General features: G+C 66.4%; 19 protein-coding genes. 17 read left to right on the top strand and 2 right to left on the bottom strand.

Going from position 1 to position 24,695, the window contains the following annotated elements:
• The first annotated feature begins 199 nt into the window (after window positions 1-199).
• From AC1RNP_RS09730 to AC1RNP_RS09705, 6 genes are all read left to right on the top strand, one after another.
• The gene (locus AC1RNP_RS09730) at window positions 200-2,674 is read left to right on the top strand and encodes a TonB-dependent receptor (protein ID WP_493051059.1); all 2,475 of its coding nucleotides are present in this window, start codon (window positions 200-202) and stop codon (window positions 2,672-2,674) included.
• A gap of 66 nt (window positions 2,675-2,740) precedes the next feature.
• Window positions 2,741-4,855, top strand: a complete 2,115-nt coding sequence (gene recG / locus AC1RNP_RS09725) for an ATP-dependent DNA helicase RecG (RefSeq protein ID WP_493051058.1) — start codon at window positions 2,741-2,743, stop codon at window positions 4,853-4,855.
• A 116-nt stretch (window positions 4,856-4,971) separates the two neighbouring features.
• Window positions 4,972-5,964 carry a nucleoside hydrolase gene (locus AC1RNP_RS09720; protein ID WP_493051057.1) on the top strand — a complete coding sequence of 331 codons (993 nt, stop codon included), beginning with the start codon at window positions 4,972-4,974 and terminating at the stop codon, window positions 5,962-5,964.
• 115 nt (window positions 5,965-6,079) lie between these two features.
• Window positions 6,080-6,322, top strand: coding sequence for a type B 50S ribosomal protein L31 (locus AC1RNP_RS09715; protein ID WP_493051056.1), 243 nt, complete (start codon window positions 6,080-6,082; stop codon window positions 6,320-6,322).
• Window positions 6,323-6,680: 358 nt separating this feature from the next.
• Window positions 6,681-7,970 carry a citrate synthase gene (locus AC1RNP_RS09710; RefSeq protein ID WP_493051055.1) on the top strand — a complete coding sequence of 430 codons (1,290 nt, stop codon included), beginning with the start codon at window positions 6,681-6,683 and terminating at the stop codon, window positions 7,968-7,970.
• A gap of 4 nt (window positions 7,971-7,974) precedes the next feature.
• Window positions 7,975-8,547 (top strand): hypothetical protein, encoded by a 573-nt coding sequence (locus AC1RNP_RS09705; RefSeq protein WP_493051054.1) that lies wholly within the window; start codon window positions 7,975-7,977, stop codon window positions 8,545-8,547.
• 146 nt (window positions 8,548-8,693) lie between these two features.
• Here AC1RNP_RS09705 and AC1RNP_RS09700 read toward each other — a convergent pair whose 3' ends face one another.
• Both AC1RNP_RS09700 and AC1RNP_RS09695 read right to left on the bottom strand, forming a co-directional pair.
• Window positions 8,694-9,335, bottom strand: a complete 642-nt coding sequence (locus AC1RNP_RS09700; protein WP_493051053.1) for a hypothetical protein — start codon at window positions 9,333-9,335, stop codon at window positions 8,694-8,696.
• 190 nt (window positions 9,336-9,525) lie between these two features.
• Window positions 9,526-12,108 carry a penicillin-binding protein 1A gene (locus AC1RNP_RS09695; RefSeq protein WP_493051052.1) on the bottom strand — a complete coding sequence of 861 codons (2,583 nt, stop codon included), beginning with the start codon at window positions 12,106-12,108 and terminating at the stop codon, window positions 9,526-9,528.
• A 349-nt stretch (window positions 12,109-12,457) separates the two neighbouring features.
• On the opposite strand from AC1RNP_RS09695, the gene AC1RNP_RS09690 reads away from it, so the two are divergent.
• The 11 genes from AC1RNP_RS09690 (at window position 12,458) to AC1RNP_RS09640 (ending at window position 24,638) form a co-directional block, all read left to right on the top strand.
• Entirely contained in the window at window positions 12,458-13,516 is a 1,059-nt protein-coding gene (locus AC1RNP_RS09690; protein ID WP_226468009.1) for a pilus assembly protein PilM, read from the top strand.
• Complete coding sequence (locus AC1RNP_RS09685; protein ID WP_493051051.1) at window positions 13,516-14,226, top strand: PilN domain-containing protein; 711 nt, start codon at window positions 13,516-13,518, stop codon at window positions 14,224-14,226. Before AC1RNP_RS09690 ends, AC1RNP_RS09685 begins: the two co-directional genes overlap by 1 nt.
• Entirely contained in the window at window positions 14,223-14,939 is a 717-nt protein-coding gene (locus AC1RNP_RS09680) for a type IV pilus inner membrane component PilO (RefSeq protein ID WP_493051050.1), read from the top strand. Before AC1RNP_RS09685 ends, AC1RNP_RS09680 begins: the two co-directional genes overlap by 4 nt.
• A 1-nt stretch (window position 14,940) precedes the next feature.
• Window positions 14,941-15,474 carry a pilus assembly protein PilP gene (locus AC1RNP_RS09675; protein WP_493051049.1) on the top strand — a complete coding sequence of 178 codons (534 nt, stop codon included), beginning with the start codon at window positions 14,941-14,943 and terminating at the stop codon, window positions 15,472-15,474.
• Window positions 15,475-15,488: 14 nt separating this feature from the next.
• Window positions 15,489-17,519, top strand: coding sequence for a type IV pilus secretin PilQ (locus AC1RNP_RS09670; protein WP_493051048.1), 2,031 nt, complete (start codon window positions 15,489-15,491; stop codon window positions 17,517-17,519).
• A 153-nt stretch (window positions 17,520-17,672) separates the two neighbouring features.
• Window positions 17,673-18,695: an AAA family ATPase gene (locus AC1RNP_RS09665; RefSeq protein ID WP_493051047.1), complete on the top strand. Its 1,023-nt coding sequence runs from the start codon at window positions 17,673-17,675 to the stop codon at window positions 18,693-18,695.
• A 47-nt stretch (window positions 18,696-18,742) separates the two neighbouring features.
• On the top strand, window positions 18,743-19,666 hold the full coding sequence (locus tag AC1RNP_RS09660) for a DUF58 domain-containing protein (protein ID WP_493051046.1): 924 nt from the start codon (window positions 18,743-18,745) through the stop codon (window positions 19,664-19,666).
• Between the two features lies 1 nt (window position 19,667).
• Window positions 19,668-20,144, top strand: a complete 477-nt coding sequence (locus AC1RNP_RS09655) for a DUF4381 family protein (RefSeq protein ID WP_493051045.1) — start codon at window positions 19,668-19,670, stop codon at window positions 20,142-20,144.
• Window positions 20,141-21,160: a vWA domain-containing protein gene (locus AC1RNP_RS09650; RefSeq protein WP_493051044.1), complete on the top strand. Its 1,020-nt coding sequence runs from the start codon at window positions 20,141-20,143 to the stop codon at window positions 21,158-21,160. The genes AC1RNP_RS09655 and AC1RNP_RS09650 overlap by 4 nt, the downstream gene beginning before the upstream one ends.
• Entirely contained in the window at window positions 21,157-22,968 is a 1,812-nt protein-coding gene (locus AC1RNP_RS09645) for a VWA domain-containing protein (RefSeq protein ID WP_493051043.1), read from the top strand. Before AC1RNP_RS09650 ends, AC1RNP_RS09645 begins: the two co-directional genes overlap by 4 nt.
• Window positions 22,968-24,638, top strand: a complete 1,671-nt coding sequence (locus tag AC1RNP_RS09640; protein WP_493051042.1) for a BatD family protein — start codon at window positions 22,968-22,970, stop codon at window positions 24,636-24,638. The genes AC1RNP_RS09645 and AC1RNP_RS09640 overlap by 1 nt, the downstream gene beginning before the upstream one ends.
• Window positions 24,639-24,695 lie beyond the last annotated feature (57 nt).

Here is a 24,695-nt window from a genome sequence, read left to right as displayed (position 1 = left end):
GGAGAGGGAAATGTCGTTGAAACAACATGTCTCACAGAATTTTGAAGAACGCACATCCTGTGCGCTCTTCAAAGAGCCAGTCCGGCGCAGGTCCGGACTGGCTCTCGCCGGATCAAGCACGCGCGTGCTTGATCCGGCGTTGCGGCCATCCCTGGCCGCACAAGCGGAACGCCTCTCGGCGTCCCGCTTGTGCATTTCGATGCGTCGCGCGCTGATCGGCGCGTGCGCGCTGTCGTTCTCCGCGATCACGCCGGTCGCGGTCGCCCAGGAAGCACAGGAGGCATCGCCGCCGCAAACGCAGCCATCGCCGCAGGCGCCCGCGCAAGCGAAGGAAGCGGTGACGCTGGATCGCATGATCGTGACCGCGCAGAGCCGCGAGCAGGAATTGCAGGATGTGCCGATCGCGCTGCAGGTGGTGAACGAGCAGCTGCTCGGTGATGTCGGTGCCGAGAATCTCGGCGACATCGAGGGGTTCGTGCCGGGTCTCCAGGTCAACAGCAACCAGCCGACGCAACCCAGTTTCCAGCTGCGTGGCATCCAGACCGACGATTTCGGCATCGGCACGGATTCGGCGGTCGGCGTCTACATCGACGGCGTCTATGCGGGCCGAGGTGGCGGTGTGCTGCTGCCGTTCACCGATGTGGAACGCATCGAGATCCTGAAAGGACCGCAAGGCACGCTGTTCGGCCGCAACACCGCGGCCGGTGCCATTTCGATCATCACCAACAAGCCCAGCGACGAGCAGGAAGCGCGCGCCAAGCTGCGCCTGGGCAACGATCACAAGCAGTATCTGGAGGCGATGGTCAACCTGCCGACGGGCGAGGACTCGGCGCTGCGCTTGAACGGCCTGTTCAATCACAGCAAGGGCTGGATCAAGGACGCCGCCACCGGCGAGGATCTGAATCCCGAGAACAACTGGGCAACGCGCGCCGCCTGGCGCATGCGCTTCGGCGACAACACCAGCGCGGTGTTGAGTTGGGATCACGAAAGCCTGAGCCAGCGTGCGCAGGCGACGACCGGGATCGTTGCCCTGCCACCTGAGCCCGGCGTGCCGCCGGTGCCGGTGGACGAGACCGCTTATCTCGATCCGCGCAAGACCCCGACCTACAACGACGCCATCGGCAGCGATGAGTCACGCCGTTTCGACGGCGTCACCCTGATCGTCGACCACAGCATGGACTGGGGTTCGATGACCTCGACCACGGCCTGGCGCGACTACGACTCCAACAACACCGCGGTCGACGAGGACGGCACCAATCGCCGCAACCTGTACATCGATTCCACCAACACCGAGAGCAGCCGCAGCTACTATCAGGAGATCAAGTTCAACGGCAGCAACGAACACATCGACTGGGTGGCGGGTGCGAGCTACTACGACGAGAGTTCGCAGCAGACCAGCGAAGTGAACCTGTTCAGCGACAGCGTGGACACGGCGATGGTGAGCAGTGGTTTGATCCCGCCGGAATTCGTGCAGCCCAATGGTCCGCTGCCGCCGGGCGTCGGTTTGTTCACCTTCGGTCAGGGATTGCTCGACGCGTTCAACATCCCGGTCAAGCTGCTCGGTCAGCCTTGGAACGAGGCCTATCACAACAAGTTGAAGTCGAAGTCCTACGCCTTGTTCGGCGACGTGATCTGGCATGCCACCGACAAGCTCAACCTCACCTTCGGCTTGCGCTACACGCGCGACAAGAAAGAATTCAGCTGGTTCAATCCCGATCGTTCCGCGCCCGGGCTCGACGCCAGCCTCGATCAGCTTGAACAGATGGGATTGCTGGCCGCTCTGGGCCTGAATCGGGATGACCTGCTCTTCAACGTCGCCTTCAGCGATCCGGTGTCCGAGCTCTATCGCAACCAGACCGTACGCACCAAGCACGCCTGGTCCGATTTCAGCCCGCGCTTCGTCGTCGACTATCACCTCAATGACGACACGATGGTGTTCGCCTCGCTGGCGAAGGGCTACAAGGCCGGCGGCTACAACGCGTTGCAGATCAACAGCCGCTTCGACAACGAAGAGGTGTGGAACTTCGAGACCGGCATCAAGCAGGCGTTCCCGGATCTGCGCCTGCAGTACAACGCCTCGCTCTTCTACTACGTCTACGACAACCGGCAGTCGACGGTGCTGGATTTCAGCACCGACATCCCGCGCTTCGTGGTCGATACCGCCGACATCAAGGCCTACGGGCTCGACTTCGACACGGTGTGGAAGCCGACCGACGCGCTGAGCCTGGACTTCAACGTCGAATACATCGATTCCACGTACAAGGAGTACAAGGTCGGCAATGACGATCTCAGTGGCCAGCCCAGCGGCGAGCCGCGCTGGTCGTTCGCGGCCGGCGTGAACTACCTCTGGAATCTGAATGACGCTGGCGATGTGCGCTTCACGCTCCGTCATGCCTATCGTGGCAAGGCCCGCTGCAACGACCAGTCGCAGGAGCAGGGCGCTTGTGGTCCCAGCCATGCGCTCGACCTCGGCGAGGCCGAGAACCGCACCGACGTGCGCGTGGCGTGGACTTCGCCGCGCGGGCACTGGACCTGGGCGGTGTTCGGCAACAACGTCTTCGATAACCAGTACATCAACTCGCTCGGCACCTACGGCAAGACCGTGCTCGGCACGGTCGGCGCGCGCGTCACCGCGCCACGCATGTACGGCGTGGAGGCGCAGCTGAAGTTCTGAGGCCAATCCCGACCCCGACCGCGTGTCGGGGTTTTGGTTTGCGGGCGTTCCCGGCATGCTTGCAGCATGCCGGTGTCCGTTCCCCCTCCATCCGCTTCTGATCGTACCGATCCCGCCCACGCGCCGTTGACGACCTTGCCGGGCGTCGGCGCGCGCGTGGCGGAAAAGCTCGCGGCGCGCGATCTCCATAATCTGCAGGACCTGTGGCTGCTGCTGCCGCGGCAGTACGAGGACCGCACCGCGTTGACGCCGATCCGGTTGCTGCAGCCCGGCGTGGCGGCGCAGGTGGAGGGCAGGGTGGAGGCGGTCGAGCGCGGCTTCCGCTATCGGCCGATGCTGCGCGTGGCGATCAGCGACGATTCGCAGGGCACGCTGGTGCTGCGCTTTTTTCATTTTCGCGCTGCCCAGGTGGCGCAGTTCACGCCGGGCGCGCGGCTGCGCGCCTATGGCACGCCGCGACCGGGCCAGCATGGTCTGGAAATGGTGCATCCGAGCTATCGCATTCTTGGTGCGGACGATGCCGCCGAACTGAGCGAAGGGCTCGATCCGGTCTATCCCGCCATCGAGGGCATTGGTCCGGCGACGCTGCGCAAACTGATCGGACAGGCGCTCGATCATCTGCCCGACGAGCAGGCGCTGGAACTGCTGCCGCAGGCGTGGTTGCAGGAACACAATCTTCCCGGCCTGCGCGATGCGTTGCGGATCATGCATCGCCCGCCGAGGGACGCCGACGTGGCCGCACTGCTGGCCGGCACGCATCCCGCGCAGCGTCGTCTGGCGCTGGAGGAATTGCTCGCGCACCATCTCAGCCTGCGTCGTCAGCGCATCGCCTTGCAGGCGCATGCGGCGACGCCGCTGCGCGGCGGGAAATTGGCGGACGCATTGCGCAAGGCGCTGCCGTTCGCGCTCACGGGCGCGCAGGAACGCGTGTACGCGCAGGTGCGCGAGGACTTGGCGAAGGCGATGCCGATGCTGCGCCTGGTGCAGGGTGACGTCGGCAGCGGCAAGACCGTGGTCGCGGCGCTCGCGGCGCTGCTGGCGATCGAGAACGGACGGCAGGCCGCGCTGATGGCGCCGACCGAGCTGCTCGCCGAGCAGCATCTCAACAATCTGCGCGCATGGCTTGAGCCGCTTGGTGTGCGCATCGCCTGGCTGGCGGGCAAGGTCGCCGGCCGCGCGCGTGAAACCGCGTTGGCGTCGGTGGCGGGCGGCGAAGCGCAACTGGTCGTCGGCACGCATGCGCTGATGCAGGAAGGCGTGGTCTTCCGCGATCTCGCGCTGGCGATCGTCGACGAGCAGCATCGCTTCGGCGTGCACCAGCGTCTGGCGTTGAGAGACAAGGGCGGCGAGGGCGGCCGCGTCCCGCATCAACTCGTGATGACCGCGACACCGATCCCGCGCACGCTGGCGATGGCCGCCTACGCCGATCTCGATGTCTCGGCGATCGACGAGTTGCCGCCGGGTCGCACGCCGGTGCAGACGGTCGTGCTCAGCGGCGAGCGGCGGCCGGAGCTGGTGGAGCGCATCCGCGCCGCCTGCGCCGAAGGGCGGCAGGCGTACTGGGTGTGCACGATCATCGATGAATCGGATGAAGTGGTCGCGCAGGCCGCGCAAGTCACGTTCGAAGCCTTGTCGAAAGCGCTGCCGGCATTGCGCGTCGGCTTCGTACACGGACGCATGAAGGCGCGCGACAAGCAGGCGGCGATGATCGCGTTCAAATCCGGCGAGCTCGATCTGCTGGTGGCGACCACGGTGATCGAGGTCGGCGTCGATGTGCCGAATGCTTCGTTGATGATCGTCGAGAACGCGGAGCGGCTGGGGCTGGCGCAATTGCATCAGCTGCGCGGCCGCGTCGGTCGCGGTTCCGCGGCGTCGACCTGCGTGCTGCTGTACCAGCCGCCGCTGTCGATGATGGCGAAGCAGCGGCTGGAGACGATGCGCCAGACCAACGACGGCTTCGTCATCGCCGAGAAGGATCTCGAACTGCGCGGTCCCGGCGAACTGCTCGGCACGCGCCAGACCGGCCTGGCCGCGTTCCGCGTCGCCGATCTGGCGCGCGATGCCGATCTGCTGCCGTTCGTGCACCGCGTGGCCGAGCGCTTGCTGCAGGAATCGCCGCAGCTGGCGGACCGGCTGGTGGATCGCTGGATCGGCAGCGCCGCGCGCTATGCCGCCGCGTGAGGTTGTGCCCGTCGCGGCGGCGAGGGGCGCCGCCCGCGGTCTCCCGGCCAGCATGAGAACGACGGAAAGGCCGGGAAAAAGCGTATAAACTTCCCCGCCGAGTCCAGATAGCCAGCATGACCGACAAGACTCCGCTGCTCATCGACACCGATCCCGGCGTCGACGACGCCCTCGCCCTGCTGATGGCGTTCAACGATCCCCGCCACGACGTCGTCGGATTGACCGTCGCCGCGGGCAACGTCGGCCTGAAGCACACCGTCGCCAATGCCCTCAAGCTGTGCGAAGTGGCCGGCCGCGACGATGTGCCCGTGTTCGCGGGCTGCGCCGGGCCGTTGCTGCATCCGGCGCCGGACGCGGGTTACGTGCACGGACAGGACGGCTTTGGCGACGTCGGCTACGAACCCGCCAAGCGCCAGGCCGAGGCCGAGCACGCCGCGCAAGCGATCCTGCGCCTCTCCCACGCGCATGCCGGCAAATTGCTGCTGGTGGCGCTCGGCCCGCTGACCAACATCGCGCTGGCGCTCAAGCTCGATCCCACGCTGCCGCAGCGTGTGGCGCGTTTCGTGGTGATGGGCGGTGCGGTGACCTGCCAGGGCAACATCACGCCGGCCGCCGAGTTCAACATCTACTACGACCCCGAGGCCGCGCACATCGTGTTCGAGGCCTTCGAGCACATCGAACTGGCCGACTGGGAGGCCGTGATCGCCCACGGGCTGCATCACGCCCGCGTGGCCGAATGGCTGAAGGCCGGCTCCGAACGCGGGCGCTTCTACGACCGCATCTCCGAGAAGACCCGGCTGTGGTCGATCGATCGCCGCGGCGATCACTGGTTCGCCGCCGACGCCCTGGCGATGGCCTATGCGCTGGAGCCGGACGGGGCGCTGGAAGTGCTCGAACGTCCGGTCTCGATCGAGCTCGAAGGCCGCTACGGCCGCGGCGCGACCGTGGTCGACTGGCGCCGCCAGGAGGGGCGTCCGGACAAGGCGGCGATCCTGATGCGTTACGACCAGGGCCGCTTCGAGTCCTTGATCCAGGCGGCGTTGGGTGAGCAGGCGCCGTCAGCGCCTGCGAACGCCCAGCCAGGGATGGCCGGGCCGGACGTCCCGTAAGCCGGTCGGGTCGCGCCAAGGACGGCTTCGGTCAGCATGGAACGCCCGGGGTTGCATACCGGCTCGAAAGCGGGCTAAAATGCCGCTCTTTCCTTGCACGAATCTGGTGCCCGCCATGAAGGCCGACATCCACCCCCAATACAACGAAGTCGTCTTCCAGGACGTGACTTCGGATTTCAAGTTCCTCACCCGCTCGACCCTTGGCAGCAAGGAGAAGATCAAGTGGGAGGACGGCAATGAGTATCCGCTGATCAAGGTGGAAATCTCCTCGGCCACGCATCCGTTCTATACCGGCCAGAACAAGGTCATGGACACCAGCGGCCGTATCGACAAGTTCAAGCGCCGCTACACCAAGTAATAAGTTAAGCGTCCGCGCTTCGCGCGACGCCGCCGCGGCCGCCTTCGGGCGGCCGTTTGTGCTTCCGGCATCCGGAAACGTGAGTGGCACGAATCCTGGCCATCCCTGCGAGGTCATGGGCGTGTGACGGTCGCATGATGCCGCGAGAAAACACGGCGCCGCGGCCCGCGAATCCCACCGTTCGTCAGGCGCAACGCTGCATCGCGCACCACCCCTCGGGATCGAGTCGGGACTCCAATCGCGCTATGCAATAATTGCTGCATCGCGGCAAGCCGCCGGCTTCGACCGCCGATCCCATCCACCCAGCGCTGTCCAGGCAGCGCGGCTGTGAAAACGGCATGTTCTGAGGAGTGTTGCAGTGTCAACCATCGATCAGGTCACGTTGAACGCCGGCGACAAGTCGGTCGAATTGCCGGTGCTGAAACCGACGCTGGGCAACGGCTGTGTCGACATCGCCAAGCTCACCAAGGAGACGGGGTTGTTCACCTACGACTCCGGCTTCACGGCGACGGCGAGCTGCAAGTCCGCCATCACCTACATCGACGGCGACAACGGCGTGCTGCTGTATCGCGGCTATCCCATCGAGCAGCTGGCGAAGGATTCCAGCTTCCTCGAAGTCGCCTATCTGCTGATGAACGGCGATCTGCCGGACAAGACGCAATTCGCCGCCTTCGACGACGAAGTCACGCATCACACGATGATGCACGAGTCGCTGAAGAACTTCCTGCACGGTTTCCATTACGACGCGCATCCGATGGCGATCCTGTGCGCCTCGGTGGCTTCGCTGTCGGCGTTCTATCACGACACGCTCGATCTCAATGATCCCGAGCAGCGCCGCCTGGCCGCGATCCGCCTGATCGCCAAGGTGCCGACGATCGCCGCGGCCGCCTACCGTTATTCGATCGGCTGGCCGGTCCGTTATCCGCGCAACAACCTCGAATACGTCGACCGTTTCCTGCACATGATGTTCGAGGTGCCGAGCGAACCGCTGCAGCTGAGCCCGGTGGTCGCCAAGGCGCTGGACCTGCTGTTCATCCTGCACGCCGATCACGAACAGAACGCTTCGACCTCGACCGTGCGCCTGGTCGGTTCCACCGGCGCCAATCCGTATGCTTCGGTCGCTGCCGGTATCGCCGCGCTGTGGGGCCCGGCGCACGGTGGCGCCAACGAAGCGGTGCTGAAGATGCTGGCCGAGATCGGCGACGCCAAGAACGTGGAAAGCGCAGTCGCCAAGGCCAAGGACAAGGAATCCGGCTTCCGCCTGATGGGCTTCGGCCATCGCGTCTACAAGAACTTCGATCCGCGCGCCAAGATCATCCGCGAGATGACGCACAAGGTGCTGGGCGAACTCGGCGTCAACGATCCGCTGCTGGAAGTGGCGCTGAAGCTGGAAGAGGCGGCGCTGAAGGACGAGTACTTCATCCAGCGCAAGCTCTATCCGAACGTCGATTTCTACAGCGGCATCATCTACAAGGCGCTGAAGATTCCGACCGAGATGTTCACGGTCATGTTCGCCATCGCCCGCACCGCCGGCTGGGTGGCGCATTGGCTGGAACAGCAGGTCGATCCGGAAGCGAAGATCGGCCGTCCGCGCCAGATCTACACCGGCCACGACGTGCGCGATTACGTCGGCATCGACAAGCGCTGAGCGTGTGACCGACGCGGCGTCGTCCGGGCGGCATTCGCTGCGCGGCTTCGTCGCGTTCAAGTGGCTGGTATACGTTCTGCTCGCCGGGAACGTCATGCTCTACGGCATGCACGGCACGGTGACCGAGCAGATCGATACCGGCGCCTGGGTCGTGCTGCTGCTCCTGTTCGAATGGGAGACGGGCGACTGGCGAACATCGCCGCGGCTGCGGCGATGGCTGCATGGGTTGCGCATCCCCGCTGCCGCCGCGGTGGTCTGGGCTTGTCTCGATTACGCCCTGGCGCGGGAATGGCTGGACTTCGGCAATGCCCTGACCTGGCTCGGGGTGGTGGCGTTGCTGGAGCTGGAAGTGCGCATTCCACGGCAACGCCGGCTCGCGCACGCGTTGCGGCGTTGGGCGACCGGCCTGCTGTATCTGGCGCTGGCCGGTTTTCTCCTCACCTGGTTCGTGCGTGGTGTCGGTGATGGCACCGCGGCGGTCTGGCTGGACGCCTGGGATGCGCTGCTGTGGCTGGTGGCGTTCGTGGTGATCGAACTCAACGTCTTCGGTTTCGAGCAGCGCCCGACGGCCGCTTGAACCTGATCCCCGGCCTGACGCACGCGGATGCACGCGATCGCGTCCGCGCATTGTCGTGCGAACAATCTCGGCCAGCGCCGAGTGCCGACGATCACCATCCTCGGCTGAGCGAAGCCGAACGCATCGATGCGGATACGACACACCGCCTACGCTTCGTAGGCGGCGATCTCTTCCTCGGTCAGCATCTGCCGCAACTGCGAGGCGGACGCGCGTTTCATTGGCTTCTCGTCGATGCCCGATAGCGGCGCCTGCCGCAACGCGTCGGCGGGTAGCACGGTCAGATCGAACGACAACTCCTCGGCGCTGAACACCCAGACCGGGAAATCGCCTTCGCGCGAGCGATCCAGGCGCAGGCGGCGGTTGCGGCTGTCGGCGGGAATACGATGCTCCTCGAGGAAGCGCACGACCGCTTCGGCATCGTCGGTGTAGAGCTGCAATGCGACCGGCGCGTTGGCATCGGCGGTGCCCTCGAGCACCGGGCCGACGAGGCGGGCATCGAAGGCGGCGAAGAATTCCAGTGCGCGTAGCGCGGCGTCGCGGCGCGCGCGCAGGGCATCGCGATGAGCGCCGCCGACGAACAGGCGCTGATATTCGCGCAGCGCATCCTCGATCTCGCGATTGCGCGGAAGCGAGGCGTCGTCGTGGATGCCGAGGCGGCTGGCGGCCTTGAGCTTGGCCTGGTGATAGTCGCGGATGCCGCCTTCGGCCATCAGGCGCGCGGCTTCATGAGCGAGACGGCGGCGACGTTCGCGGGTTCGCGTCTCGGCGTGCTGACGGGCGTGGTGCATCGCATGCTCCCGGATCAAGCCTGCGCGGGACTGTACACGAAGTTTTATGCATGTCTACCAAACGCCCCGGTCGAAATGACGCATCGGGCGTTACGAAACGAGACGGAGCAACGCAACCGGCATCGGTCGATGATGCCGGAAGAATGGGCCGGATTCCTCGCAGGAATTCACCCTGCGGGAACTCACCGGCTCAGAAGATGTCGAACGACTTCTCGTCCGGTGCCTGTTCGACGTCTTCGTTGGTGTAGGTCTCCATGCGTTCGAGGTCTTCGGCCTTGACCCATTCGACGATGCCGCCGCTGCCGCCCGGGATCAGCGTGCCGTTGCCTGCGACGGTGACCTTGACCATGCCCTGCGGCGGATCGTTGCGCGCGATCGGCACGTCCTTCAACGCCACGCGCATGTAGTCGATCCAGATCGGCAGCGCGGCCTTGCCGCCGTATTCGCGGTAGCCGAGCGAACGGAAATCGTCGCGTCCCACCCAGACGGTGGTGACGAGGTTGCCGCCGAAGCCGGAGAACCAGGCGTCGCGGTGGTCATTGGTGGAACCAGTCTTGCCACCGATGTCCTCGCGTCCGAGCACCTTTGCAGCGGTGCCGGTGCCGCGCTGGACCACATCGCGCATCATTGAGACGAGCTGGTAGGCGACGCGTTCGTCGATGGCGCGCGGCGCGAGTGGCGTGCCGGGCGGGGGCGGCGGTGCGAGCGGCGCGGTGTCCGCGTCGGCCTTGGCGTCCTTCTTGTCTTTGCCGTTCTTGTCCTTGCCCGCAGCGGTCTTGTCGGTGGGGGCGGGCGGCGGTGTGCCAGGGCCGAGATTGAAGCCGTCGACGACGTTGGAGACCTGGATGCCCTGTTGTCCGCCAGTGCCCTGGTTGCAGCTGCGGCAGGCGGTCGGCGGCTTCTCCTTGAAGATGACCTTGCCGTCGCGGTCCTTCACCTCGTCGATGAACCAGGGCGTGATGCGGAAGCCGCCGTTGGCGAACACGGCGTAGCCGCGCGCGATGTCGATGGTCGGCAGCGAGGCGGTGCCGAGCGACATCGACAGGTTGGGCGGCAGCAGCGCCTCGTCGATGCCGAAGTGGCTGATGTAGCGGCGCGCGTAGTCGACGCCGATGGCATCGAGCAGGCGCACCGAGACGAGATTGCGCGACTGCACCAGCGCTTCGCGCAGGCGCATCGGGCCGGCGAAGTTGCCGGTGTCGTTCTGCGGACGCCACATCTGGCCGCGGCGCATGCGGAATACCACCGGGGCGTCGAGCACGATCGAGGCCGGGTTGTAGCCGCGTTCGAAGGAGGCGGCGTAGAGGAAAGGCTTGAAGCTCGAGCCGGGCTGGCGTCGCGATTGCGTGGCGCGGTTGAACTTGCTGCCGGCGAAGCTGAAACCGCCGACCAGGGCGCGCAGGGCGCCGGTGTCCGGTTCCAGCGAGACCAGCGTCGCCTGCGCGAGCGGCAACTGGTCGAGGCGCCAGCTCACCGTGACGGCTGGCGGCGGTTGCGGCGCGTCGGCGGCGCCGGTCTTGTCGTTGCCGGCGGGTGGCGTCGCCGTTTTCACGGGCGTCTCGATCTTGCGCACGCGCGCGAGGTCGCCGCGCACGAGCAGGGCCGAGGGCGCGCGTCCGGTCCAGCGGCTGCTGGCCGCGTCCAGTGTCAGCGTGGTGCCATCGGCGAGAACGACGTCGGCGGTGCCGCCGCCGCTGCGCAACACCACCGCCGGATACAGGCCGCCCTGCGAGGCGATCCCGCGCAGGCGCGCGGCCGCCGCGGTGGCGTCCTCGTTCGCGGCCAGGTCGAAATGCTGTTCGACCTTGCGCCAGCCGTGACGGTGGTCGTAGGTCTCCAGGCCGTCGCGGATCGCCTTGTCGGCGGCGGCCTGCATCACCGGGTCGATGGTGGTGGTGACGTGATAGCCCTTGGTAAGCGCTTCGCCGCCGTAGCGGGCGAGCATCTCCTGCCGCACCATTTCCGCGACATAGGGCGAGTAGACCTCCACCGGCCGCTCGTGCGGCGTGGCGTGCATCGCGACGGTCTTGGCCTGCGCGACCTCATCGGCGGCGGCGTAGCCGAGTTCGGCCATGCGGTCGAGGATGTAGTCGCGGCGTAGCTTGTTGCGCTCGGGATTGCTGATCGGGTTGCCGCTGGAGGGGAACTTCGGCGTGCCGGCCAGGGTGGCGATCTCGTCCAGGCTCAGCTGGTCCAGCGGCTTGCCGTAGTAGTACTCCGATGCCGCGGCGACGCCGTAGGCGCGATTGCCGAAGAAGCTCTTGTTGAGATACAGCTCGAGGATCTCGTCCTTGGTCAGTTCGCGCTCCATCTTCATCGCCAGCAGCATTTCCTGCAGCTTGCGCATGTAGCTGTATTCGGAGCTGAGGAAGAACTGCCGCGCCACCTGCTGGGTGATGGTCGAGCCGCCGGGCACGCGCTGGTCGTCGGTGGTGGCAAGTAGCCAGATGGCGCGCCCCACGCCTTTGTAGTCGACGCCGTGGTGCTGGTAGAAGCGGCTGTCCTCGATCGCGATGAAGGCGTCCTTCACACGCTTGGGCACTTTCTCGATGGCGATGGGATAACGCCGGGTCTCGCCGAACAGCGCCATCAGGCGGCCGTCGCGCGCGTAGACGTACATCGGTTCCTGCAACTCGATGTGGCGCAGCGTCTGCACGTCCGGCAGGCGCGAGGAGACGACGACGTAGAGCGTGCCGAGTGCCAGTCCTCCCAGGAGGATCGCGGCGACGCAAACGATCAGTGTCCAGCGCAACAGGCGGCGAAAGCGTGACATCAAACAGGTCCCTGGGGTGTGGTGTAACGAGGTTGTCGTGGCCGCGGAAGTATAGAGGACCGGCCTGATCGGCCCCGGAATAGGGGATGGGGCGCCTCCCGAGAGGCGTTTCCAGCCCCGTTACGCCACGAAATACCCGCTGCGGGCGTGGCGACCTGATGCGTCGATTTTTGGCATGACAGTTGCATGTCGGTCGTAAACGAGCGCTTCACGTCGCTTGTACGATCCCAAATGCGGGCATTGCGACACGCTCTGTGAACTTGGCGGTTGCCAGGGAGTGAAAAGTCCGTTATCTAATGACGCTGGGGCACGAGAAGCGCTATGCGCGCCCGTGAAATGGGGAGAGATCGTGGGGTTACTTACTAAGAGCCAGGTCCCGCTGGTCGGGGTCGATATCAGCTCGACGGCCGTAAAGCTGGTGCAGTTGTCGCGTGCGGGCGAGCGTTACCGGGTCGAGCATTACGCTATCGAGCCGTTACCCGCGAACGCGGTGGTGGAGAAGAACATCGTCGAGGTCGACGCGGTCGCGGGTGCCGTCCGGCGCGCGCTGACGCGTTCGGGCAGCCGCGCCAAGCATGCCGCCGCCGCCGTGGCGGGATCGGCGGTGATCACCAAGATCATTCCGATGCCGGCCGATCTCGATGACGACGAGCTGGAGTCGCAGGTCGAGCTCGAGGCCGCCAACTACATCCCGTATCCGATCGAGGAAGTGAACCTCGATTACGAAGTGCTCGGCGCGATGCCCGGCAACAACGAGATGGTGCAGGTGCTGCTGGCCGCGTCGCGTTCGGAGAATGTCGAGCTGCGCGCTTCGGCGCTCGAACTCGGCGGGCTCTCGGCGAAGGTGATGGATGTCGAGGCGCTCGCGATCGAGAACGCCTTCGCGCTGGTGTCGCACTCGCTCAACCTGCCGCACGGCGGCCTGGTGGCGCTGGTCGACATCGGTGCGAGCACGACCACGCTGAGCATCCTGCGCAACGGCCGCAGCCTGTACAGCCGCGAACAGATGTTCGGCGGCAAGCAGCTCACCGACGAGGTGATGCGCCGTTACGGGTTGAGCTACGAGGACGCCGCGCTCGCCAAGCGCCAGGGCGGCCTGCCGGAAAGCTACGCCATCGAAGTGCTGGAACCCTTCAAGGAAACGCTGGTGCAGCAGATCGGACGTCTGCTGCAGTTCTTCTATGCGGGCAGCGAGTTCAATCGCGTCGACCAGATCGTGCTGGCCGGCGGATGCGCCTCCATTCCCGGCGTCGCCGAGATGGTGGTGGAACAACTCGGCGTGCCGACCGTGGTCGCCAATCCGATGGCGCAGATGACGCTGGGCGCGCGCGTGCAGGCACACATGCTGCAGCAGGATGCGCCGGCGCTGATGATCGCGGTGGGCCTGGCCCTGAGGAGCTTTGACTGATGGCGCGGATCAATTTGTTGCCGTGGCGGGCAGAACGCCGCAAGCAGCGCCAGAAAGGATTCATGATCATGCTCGGGCTCTTCGCCCTGGGCGGCGTGTTCCTCTGGTTCCTGGTGAACAGCTACTACAACAGCCAGATCGACGGCCAGAACGCGCGCAATGCCTACATGGAGGCGCGGATCAAGGAAGTGCAGAAACAGATCGAGGAGATCAAGCAGCTCGACGAGAAGAAGGCGCGACTGCTCAAGCGCAAGGAGATCATCGAGAAGCTGCAGTCCGATCGTTCGAAGATGGTGCACCTGTTCGATTCGCTGGTGCGCACGATTCCCGACGGCGTGGTGCTGACCTCGATCAAGCAGGAGGGCGAGAAGCTCACCCTGGAAGGTCGCTCGCAGTCCAATGCGCGTGTGAGCAACTACATGCGCAACCTGGAAAGCTCCGGCTGGATGACGAAGCCGGATCTGTCGGTGATCCAGGCCAAGGGCGCGGTGAAGGGCCTGCCTTACGTCTTCACCCTGGCGGTGACGACCGCGAATCCCAACGCGCCGCGTGACGAGGACGGCGACGGCATCCCCGATGCGCCGCCAGAGCAGACGCCCGGCGCGGCCGATGCCACGGGCACGACGCCGGCCGCCGGCACGCAGCCGGCCGCAGCGCCAGCCGCCGCCAAACCGGCCGATGCCAAGACCGCCGCAGGAGCCACGCCATGAGCCAGAAAAAGGTGTCGCTCAAACAGCTGGACATCAACAACATCGGATCGTGGCCGCGGACCTACCAGATGGGGTTCTGCGCGCTCATCGCCCTGATCATTTTCGGCCTGATGTGGTGGTTGCTGACCAGCGACAAGGGCGATGTGCTGAAGGGATTGGAGAGCAAGGAAACCGAACTGCGCGCCAAGTTCCAAAAGGATCAGGGGCGCGCCGCCAATCTCGAGCCGCTGAAGCAGCAGTTGGCGCAGATGGAACAGCAGTTGCAGCAGATGCTGCGCCAGCTGCCCAGCAAGACCGAGATGCCCGACCTGATCACCGACATCTCGCAGACGGCACTGGCCACCGGCATCCGCAACGAGCTGTTCCGGCCCCAGCCCGAGACGTTGAAAGAGTTCTACGCCGAGAAGCCCATCGATCTGGAAATGGTGGGGACCTATCACCAGTTCGGCGCCTTCGTCAGCGGCGTGGCCTCGCTGCCGCGCGTGGTCATCATGACGATGCACAACATCTCTCTAAAGCCCGTGAATGCGGACAAAGATCCGCTCGCATCGCTGCGCCCGGACGGCAGCCTGAAGCTCGCCGGCACCGTGAAGACCTATCGCTATCTCGACGAGCAGGAAGTGGCCGAGCAGGAAAAGGTCGCCGCCGAAGCCGCCGCCAAGGAGAACAAGGGCAAGAAGAAGCCCAAGGCCGCTGCCGGAGGGGAGAGCTGACATGCGCATGATCGTCACTTCGCGTTCCCTGGCATTGCTCGCCGTTGTCCTGGCGCTGACCGGTTGTGGCCGCGGCATCACCAGCACGCCCGGCGATGCGCCGAACCTCGAGGAGTGGGTCGCCGAGATCAAGGCCAAGCCGGCGCCGCCGCTGGATCCCTTGCCGGTGATGCAGCAGTTCGAGACCTTCGAATACGCCGCGCAGGGGCTGCGCGATCCGTTTAGCGATGCATTCACGGACGAAGACACGGGCAGTGGTCCGCGTCCGGACTCGCATCGCCGCAAGCAGCCACTGGAGCAATTTCCGCTGGATACGCTCGACATGGTGGGTACGATCCAGGCCGGTGGCCTTGTCGCTCTGGTGCAGGCGCCCGACAAGGTCGTCTATCGCGTGCAGTCAGGCATGTACATTGGCCAAAACGATGGTCGTGTAACATCGGTCAGCAAGGACAAGATCGAACTCGTTGAATTGGTGCCCGACGGTGCAGGGGGCTGGCTTGAAAGGCCGGCGTCGGTCGCGCTCGAAGACAAGTGACTAGGGGAGATCAGATGTTTGTTAAAAAACAGTTAGACTCGCATCGGGGTCGTGCCTCGGTATTGCGTGTGGGCACCGTAGGGCTCGCCGCGGGCCTGCTGGCGGCCTTCGGTGCCGTCCACGCAGCCCCTATCGACGGTGCCACTGCGATCCCTGCTTCCGCACAGAGCGTCGCCGCGACCGCGGGCGTCGATCCTGCCAAGCGACTTCCGGGCGGCGTTTCGATTTCCAATCTGGACTTCAAGCGCGGTGACGGCGGCTCCGGCAAGCTGATCATGCGGTTCAGCGGTGACGGCGCGATGCCGGACATGCGCACGCAAGGTTCCAGCGTGGTGATCGACGTCGGCAACGCCAATCTGGCGCCGGCGCTGCAGAAGCCGCTCAACGTCACCGACTTCGCCACGCCTGTGCAGCGTATCGACGCCAACCAGGTCGGTACCGGTTCGCGCATCGTGCTGGCGACGCAGGGTACGTTCGAGCCGATGGCGTATCAGACCGGTCGCGACTACGTGGTCGAGATCGTGCCGCGTGCCGCGGCGTCCGCGCCCACCGACCGTGCTGTCGGTGCGACGACCACCGGCACCGCCGCCGGCGCACAGGCGACGGCCGGTGACGCCACGCGCATGTACACCGGTCGCCCGGTCACCTTCGATTTCCAGAGCATCGCCGTCAGAACGGTGCTGAAGATCATCGCTGACGAAGCGCACCTCAACATCGTTGCCTCCGATACCGTGCAGGGCGACATGACCCTGCGCCTGGACAACGTGCCGTGGGACCAGGCGCTGGACATCGTTCTGCAGGCCAAGGGGCTGGACAAGCGCCGCAGCGGCAACGTGATCTGGGTGGCGCCGCAGGCGGAAATCGCCAGCGCCGAGCAGGCCAGGGCTGACGCGCGCATCGCCATCGAGGAACGCGCCGAGATGGTGACCGAGTACATCCCGGTCAACTACGCCAATGCCGAGGACATCGCAAAGCTGCTGACCGAAGAAAGCAAGAGCGGTGGCGGTGGTGGTGGTGGTGGCGGCGGTCAGAGCCGCGGCTTCCTGTCCTCGCGCGGCAGCATCAGCTTCGACCGCCGCACCAACACGCTGCTGGTGATCGACATCCCGCCGCGCGTGCAGAACGTGAAGAACCTCGTCAGCCAGCTCGACCGCCCGGTCGACCAGGTGGTGATCGAGGCCCGGATCGTGATTGCCAACGAGTCCTTCGCGCGCGAGCTGGGTGCCAAGTTCGGCATCAGCGGCAGCAACACGAAGGGCGACAAGTATTTCAGCGGTGATCTCGGCGCCAACATCAACAACATCAATGCCGAGGCCACGGCGCAGCGGGAATACAACCAGTCGCTTCAGGACTACACCGCAGCGCACGATGCCTGGGAGCGGGGCGGTGGAACCGGTCCCGAGCCGCAGGCCCCACTCGGCCCACTGCGCACGTTGACCCGCGGCTTGAACGTGAACCTGCCGGTTACCAACGCCGCTGGCGCGCTCGCCCTGTCGATCCTCAACGCCGGCTACCTGCTCGACATCGAGCTGTCGGCGCTGCAGCAGGAACAGCGCGGCGAGGTGGTCTCCAACCCGCGCGTGGTGACCAGCAACCAGCGTGAGGCGGTCATCACCCAGGGCCGCGAAATCGGCTACATCACCGTCACCGGCGGCCAGAACGCCAACGTGCCGACGGTGCAGTTCAAGGACGCCGTGCTCGAACTGAAGGTCACGCCCACCATCACCAATGACGGCCGCGTGTTCCTGGCCATGGCGATGAAGAAGGACGAGATCGCCGACTACACCACCATCTCGGGCCTCGGCTCGGTGCCGAACCTCGCCAAACGCTCGATCAACACCGCGGTGCTGGTCGAGGATGGCCAGACGGTGGTCATCGGCGGCGTCTACGAGTTCAACGACCGCAGCGACGTGACCAAGGTGCCGTTCCTCGGCGATCTGCCGATCCTCGGCAACCTGTTCCGCAAGAAGGGCCGCAGCAAGCAGAAGGCCGAGCTGCTGATCTTCGTCACGCCGAAGGTGCTGAAGGTCGCCCAGCGCAACTGATCACGGCGACAGCCGACCGGACGGGGCCTGCGGGCCCCGTTCGCGTTTTCGTGTCGAGGTTTCCTTAACGGATGAAGGTCCGGCTGGAACCAGGGGCCGCTGAATCAGTCAAACTCGGCCTGACGCCAACCCCGCGCCGCTGCTTGTCACGCTATGGATACCGCCGCCTCGTACGACGCCCTCAAGAACGACACCCCCTCGGACCTCTCGCGCCTGCACGGCCTGTTCCATGCCCTGCGTGACGACCTCAGTCACGAGATCGTCGGCCAGGCCGCGCTCATCGAGCGCCTGCTGATCGCATTGCTGGCCGACGGGCATTTGCTGGTCGAAGGCGCGCCAGGTCTTGCCAAGACCACCGCCATCCGCGCGCTGTCCTCGCGCATCGAGGCCGACTTCGCCCGCGTGCAGTTCACGCCCGATCTGCTACCGGCAGATCTCACCGGGACCGAAGTCTGGCGTCCGCAGGACGGTCATTTTGAATTCCAGCCGGGGCCGATCTTCCACTCCGTGCTGCTCGCCGACGAGATCAACCGCGCGCCGGCAAAAGTGCAATCCGCATTGCTGGAGGCGATGGGCGAGCGGCAGGTGACCGTCGGCCGCCAGACCTATGGCCTGTCACCGCTGTTCCTGGTGATGGCCACGCAGAATCCGATCGAGCAGGAAGGCACCTTCCCGCTGCCGGAAGCGCAACTCGACCGTTTCCTGATGTACGTGCGCATCGGCTATCCGGAAGCCGCGGCCGAAAGCGAGATCCTGCGTCTCGCCCGCGAGCGCGCGCGCCAGGCGCAGCAGCCCGCGCGCGCGCCGGCGACCAAGATCGCTCCCGCGGATGTCTTCGCCGCGCGCAACGCCGTGCTCGATCTGCACGTCGCGCCGCAGGTGGAGCGTTATCTGGTCGAACTGGTGCTGGCCTCGCGCGATGCGCGTCGCTATGACGCCGACCTCGCACGCCGCATTGGTTGGGGGGCGAGCCCGCGCGGCTCGATCGCGCTGGAGCGCTGCGCGCGCGCGCGCGCCTGGCTGGGTGGCCGCGATTTTGTCACTCCTGATGACGTGCGCGCCATCGCACCGGATGTGCTGCGCCATCGCGTGCTGCCGAGCTACGAAGCAACCGCGGAAGGCTGGGACGGCGAACGGCTGGTGCGGGCGCTGCTGGACAAAGTGCCGTTGCCGTAAGGCGCGGCCTCGATCGCGCCCGCCACCTTGCCGCCCATCATCCCCGTATGAGCACGCAACCGGCTGCCCATTCCGTCGCGCTCGGCAACGGCATCACGCCGACGCTGGCCGAACTCGTCGCACTGCGCGCCGCCGCGCAGGGACGGCGACCGCCACGCCGCGGGCGTCATGGCGTCAGCGGACAGGCGTTGTCGCCGCAGCGCGGCCGTGGCATGGAATACGCGGAATCGCGCGAGTACACGCTCGGAGACGATGCGCGTCATATCGACTGGCGGCTCACGGCGCGCTCCGGCCGTCCGCACACAAAACTATTTCAGGCCGAACGCGAGCGGCTCACGCTGATCGTCGCCGACACCGCGCCAGCGCTGTACTTCGGCACGCGCGTGCGCTTCAAATCCGTGCAAGCCGCGCGCGCCGGCGCCATCGCCGCGTGGGCGGCGGTGCGCGATGGCGATCGCATCGCGGCATTGCGCGGCAACGGTTCCGAACCGCCTGTTGCGCCGGCCTCGGGCCCGCGTGGTGCCTTGCGCGTGCTCGATGCGCTGGTGCGCTGGTATGCGCAGCCGCCAGCCGGCGATGCCGGGCTCGGCGTCGCGCTCGATCACGCGCGGCGCGTGCTGCGTCCCGGTTCGCGCCTGCTGGTGCTGGCCGATCCCGCCAGTGTCATGACCATTCCCGACGAGCGCTGGCCTGCGCTGGCGATGCACAACGAAGTGATCGTGCTGCTGCTCAGCGATCCGCTGGAGCGCGTGCCGCCGCGTGCGGCGCTGCCGTTCGCCAGCGCCGGGCATCGCGTCGAACTCGATCTCGCGGCCGACGCGCCGCGCCAGCGTTGGCGGCAGGAATTCGTGCGGCCGCTGGAGGCCGCGCTCGCGCGCCTGCCTGCGCGTGGCGTCCGCGTGCAGGTGTTGTCGAGCGAGATGCCCAGTGATGCCTGGCTGCCGCTGTTCGGCAAGACGAGGGCCGGCTGAGATGCAATCTTCCGACGGCCTCGTTCTGCGCGAGATCCACCAGCCCGGGGCGCCGCCGTGGTGGCCGCCCGCGCCTGGCTGGTGGCTGGTGGCCGCGATAGTGATCGTTGCCGTCGTAGTGTTGCTGCGTCTCTGGCTGCGCCGCAGCCGCCACCGCAAAGCAGCCGTGCGCCTGTTCGAGGATGCGTTGCACGCGAATGCCGGCGCTGCCGCGCGGGTCGCCGCCATCTCGGAACTGCTGCGCCGCGCCGCGCGCCGCAGTGATCCGGCGGCGGACAAGCTTGAAGGCGAAGCCTGGCTGGCCTTTCTCGACGGTCCGTCGAGAAAAAAAGGCCGCGCGGAAAAACCCTTCTCGCAAGGACCGGGACGTCTTCTGCTTGATGGCGGTTTCCGCCGCGATCTCGCCGATGAAACCGTGCGCGATCTGCTCCCGCTTGCACGCAAGCGCTATCTCGAATTGATGGCGGTGCGCAAGTGAGCGACTGGTTTTCCCTGCCGGAATTCTCCTTCGCCTGGCCCTGGCTGCTGCTGGCATTGCCGCTGCCCTGGCTGGTGCGGCGCCTGCTGCCGGCGCAGCGCAGCGCTTCGGCGGCATTGAAAGTCCCGTATGGCACACGCCTGGATGCGATCGCCGGTGGCCGCATCGGCGTCGGGCGTGCGGGGTTCGCCAATCCGATGCTGTGGCTGGCATGGGCGCTGCTCTGCGTGGCCGCGGCACGCCCGCAGCAGGCGGGCGAGGCGTTGCAGCCGCCGCAATCCGGGCGCGACCTGATGCTGGTTGTCGACCTGTCCGGCAGCATGGCCGAAGAAGACATGCAACTTGGCAACGGCGTCGTCGATCGCCTCACCGCGGCGAAGGCGGTGCTGGCGGACTTCCTCGATCGCCGCGTCGGCGATCGCGTCGGCCTGCTGGTGTTCGGACAGCGTGCGTATGCGCTCACACCGCTCACGCTCGATCGCGAAAGCGTGCGCCAGCAACTGGTCGACAGCGTGGTGGGATTGGCCGGGCAGGAAACGGCCATCGGCGATGCCATCGGCCTGGGAGTCAAGCGTCTGCGCGCGCAGCCCGCCGATCAGCGCGTGCTGATCCTGCTCACCGACGGCGTGAGCAACGCCGGCCTGCTCGATCCGATGAAGGCTGCCGAACTCGCGCGCGACGAGCATGTGCGCATCCACACCATTGCGTTCGGCAGCGACGGCACGATGTCGGTGTTCGGTTTCCGCCTGCCGGTGCCTAGTGGCGGTGACGACATCGACGAAGCCGGCCTCAAGCGCATCGCCGACATGACCGGCGGCCGCGCTTTCCGGGCGCGTGATACCGAACAGCTCGCCGGCATCTACGCCGAGATCGACAAGCTGGAGCCGGTGATGCGCGCCGGCAAGCGCGTGCGGCCGCAGATCGAGCGTTATCCGTGGCCGTTGACGGCTTCCGTCCTGTGCCTGCTGCTCGCGTTCGCGTGGCCACGCCGGATGTTGGCCGGAGCGACGGCATGAGCATCGCAACGTGGCAGGAGGCACTCTCCGCGCTGCACTTCCTGCGGCCCTACTGGCTGCTGGCGTTGCTCGCGTTGCCGCTGCCGGCGTGGTGGTGGTATCGGCAGCGGCGACAGCGCAGTGTCTGGCGCGACGCGGTGGATCCGCATCTGCTGCCGCATCTGCTGGCGGCGCGGGAAGGCGCTCGCGGCGCGCTCGGAATGTGGGCGCTGCTGGCGGCATTCACGCTGGCGATACTGGCGCTGGCCGGCCCGAGCTGGCGCAAGAGCGAGCAGCCCTTGTTGCAGAACGAAGCGCCGCTGGTGATCGCGCTGGATCTGTCCAGCGCGACGCTCGCGGCCGATCTGCCGCCCTCGCGCCTGCTGCAGGCGCGCGCGAAGATCGCCGCGCTGCTCAAGCAACGCGCCGGTGGTCAGGTGGCGCTGGTGGCTTTCGCCGGCGACACGCACACGGTCGCACCGCTGACCGACGACGCGGCCAACGTCGCGCTGTTCCTGGATGCGCTCACGCCGGACATCATGCCGGTGGAGGGCAGCAACGCGGCATCGGCGATCGCCTGGTCCGCGCGACTGATCCGGCAGGCCGGCTACGGCGGCGGCGACATTCTGCTGCTGACCGATCATGCCGATGCCGAAGCGCAGCAGGCGGCACGCCAGGCACGTGATGCGGGCATGCGCGTGTCGGTGCTCGGCCTCGGCAGCGAGGTCGGCAGTGCTTATCGCACGGCGGAGGGACGCATCGAGCGCACACGGCTGGATTCGGCTTCGCTGCGTGAGCTGGCCGATGGCGGTGGCGGCCGTTATCAGGCCTTGAGCGCGGATGCGCGCGATCTTGAGGCCTTGGGCGTGCTGCGTCCGCAGGCGGGACGCGAGGCGGTCTCGCTGCAAGGCAATCAAGCGAGCGTGTGGAAGGACGACGGCTATTGGCTGCTGCTGCCCTTGCTGCTGCTGATGTTGCCGGCCTTCCGCCGCGGCAGCGTGCTGGCGGCGTTCGTGGTGATGGCATGGCTGCCGCTGCAGCCCGCGCATGCGGCGGACGATGGCACGCTGTGGCGCCGCGCCGATCAGCAACAGCACGAAAAGATGCGCGAGGGCGCCGATGCGTATCGCAAGCGCGACTACGCCACCGCCGAGCGCACCTGGAAGGATTTGCCGGGCGCCGACGCCGCTTACAACCGCGGCAACGCATTCGCCCAGGCAGGCAAATACCAGGATGCGATCGCCGCCTACGACGAGGCCCTGCGCCAACAGCCGGCGATGGCCGACGCGATCGCCAATCGCAAGGCCGTGCTCGAAGAGATGAAGCGCAAACCGCCGCCGCAGCAGCAGAACAAGAACCAGGACAAGCAGCAGAAGAATCATTCCGGCAACGGGCAGTCGAATCCGCAAGACGGCCAGAAGAACGATTCCGACTCGCAGCCCCAGAACGGCGAGCAACAAAACAAGAATCCGCAGAACGACAAGCCGTCCCAGGACGGTCGTCAGAACCAGCCGCAACCGCAAGGGCAGCAACCGTCACCTCCGTCGCAAGACACGCCGTCGCAGCCGAAACCAAGCGATGCCGAGGCGCAGCGCAAGGCCGATGCCGAGCAGCGCGCGCGCATGGAGGAGGCGCTGCGCAAGGCGCAGGAGCAGAAGAACAAGGGCGGCGCGAAAGACGCACGGCAACGCAACGAGACTCCCGCCGAGCGCGAGCGCCGCCAGGCCAGCGATGCCTGGCTGCGGCGCGTGCCGGATGACCCGGGCAGCCTGCTGCGCGCCAAGTTCCGGCTCGAATACGAGCGCCGTCAGGAAACCGGAGAACGCTGATGTCGTGGTTGTTGCGATCCCTGCTGTGTCTGCTGTTGTCGTGCATGGTCCTGGCCGCGCAGGCGCAGACGCGTGCATGGGTCGACCGCGACAACATCGCTGTCGGCGAAACCACCACGCTCAACATCGAAACCGATGACCTGACCGTCGATTCGCCCGATTACTCGCCGCTCCGGCGCGATTTCGCGATCAGCGGTAACACCAGCAGCCGCCAGATCGAGATCGTCAACGGCGAGACCCGCACGCGCATGCTGTATGCGGTGGCGCTGCAGCCCAAGCGCGAAGGCGCCTTGACCATTCCCGCGTTGAGGATCGGCTCGCGCACCACGCAGCCGCTGGCCTTGAACGTTTCCGCGGTCAGAGTCGCGCGCGCGGGCGGGCCGGTGTTCATCGAGGCGTCGGCCGACGATCCGGCGCCCTATGTGCAGCAGTCGGTGGGCTACACGGTGCGGCTGTATTACGAAACACCGCTGATTTCCGGCCAGCTCGACCAGCCGACGCCGGAGGGCGCATCACTGCAGCGCGTCGGCAGGGATCTGCAATTCACCGATCAGGTCGGCGGCAAGCAGTACACCGTGGTCGAACGCCGCTATCTGCTGATCCCCGAACGCAGCGGCACGCTCACCGTGCCTGGTGCGCGTTTCCAGGGGCGCGGCCTGGGTGGTTTCTTTGATGACATGTTCGGTGACGGCGAGCGTGAGCTGAGCACTGCCGGCAATCCGCAACGGCTCAACGTGCGCCCGATTCCCGCGAACGCGCCGCAACCCTGGCTACCGCTGCGGGGGCTGTCGCTGCGTTACCTCAACACGCCGCAGAGTGCGCGCGCGGGCGAAGCGGCGACGGTCACGATCGAAGTGCATGCGGACGGCGCCAACGCCTCGCAGCTGCCCGAGCTGCAATTGCCGTCCATCGATGGCGCGCAGGTGTTCACCGATCCGGTGCAGAGCGACGACACGATCGAGAAGGGACGGCCGCAGACCAGGTTGACGCGCAAGTTCTCGATCGTGCCGGCACAGGGCGGGGCGCTTCGGGTGCCCGGTCCGCGCATCGTCTGGTGGGATACGAGCGCCGGCATCGCGCGCACCGCATCGCTGCCCGATCTCAATCTGAGGGTTGGCGGTGGAACGCAAGGCGCGAACTCCGTGGTGCCGCAAGGTTCCACCGCGGGCGCGGCCGCGATCTCGTCGGCGGTTGGCGATACGAGCATTCCAGGTGCGGAAGCGTCCGTCCGTCCGTGGGCGCTGGCGACAGTGGTTTTCGCAGTGCTGTGGCTGGTGACGCTGGGATGGGGATTGCACCGTCGCAACATGACCCTCGTGCCGCAGCGTCACGCTACGGCGAACGCCGGGCAGGGCGTTGCGACACCTTCCGCGCCGCGCATCGGCCAGCGTGATCTGAAGCATCTGCTCGATACCGCCGATCTGGGTACCGTCGCGGATGCGTTGTGCATGATGGCGCAGCCGCCGGTCGCCGATCTCGATGCCTTGCGGGCAAGGCTCGACGATCCCGCGCAGCAGGCCGCTGTCGAGCAATTGCAGCGGGCGCGCTGGGGCGGTGGAGACGCGGTCGCCGCACGCGCCGCGTTGCGGAGTGCTTTCGCCTCCGGGCCGCGATGGAAAACCGTGACTCTCGCGCGGGAAACGGTGCTGCCGCCGCTGTATCCCTCCTGAGGCGATTTGCATCGCGCGATCGGCTTTCAGCCGCCGGAAACAAGGCCGCAGTGCGGT

Source organism: Luteimonas sp. GW821-FHT14E02 (assembly GCF_058803905.1).
The sequence above is the reverse complement of the archived record's forward strand: the minus strand, read 5'-3'. Positions and strand labels throughout refer to the sequence as shown.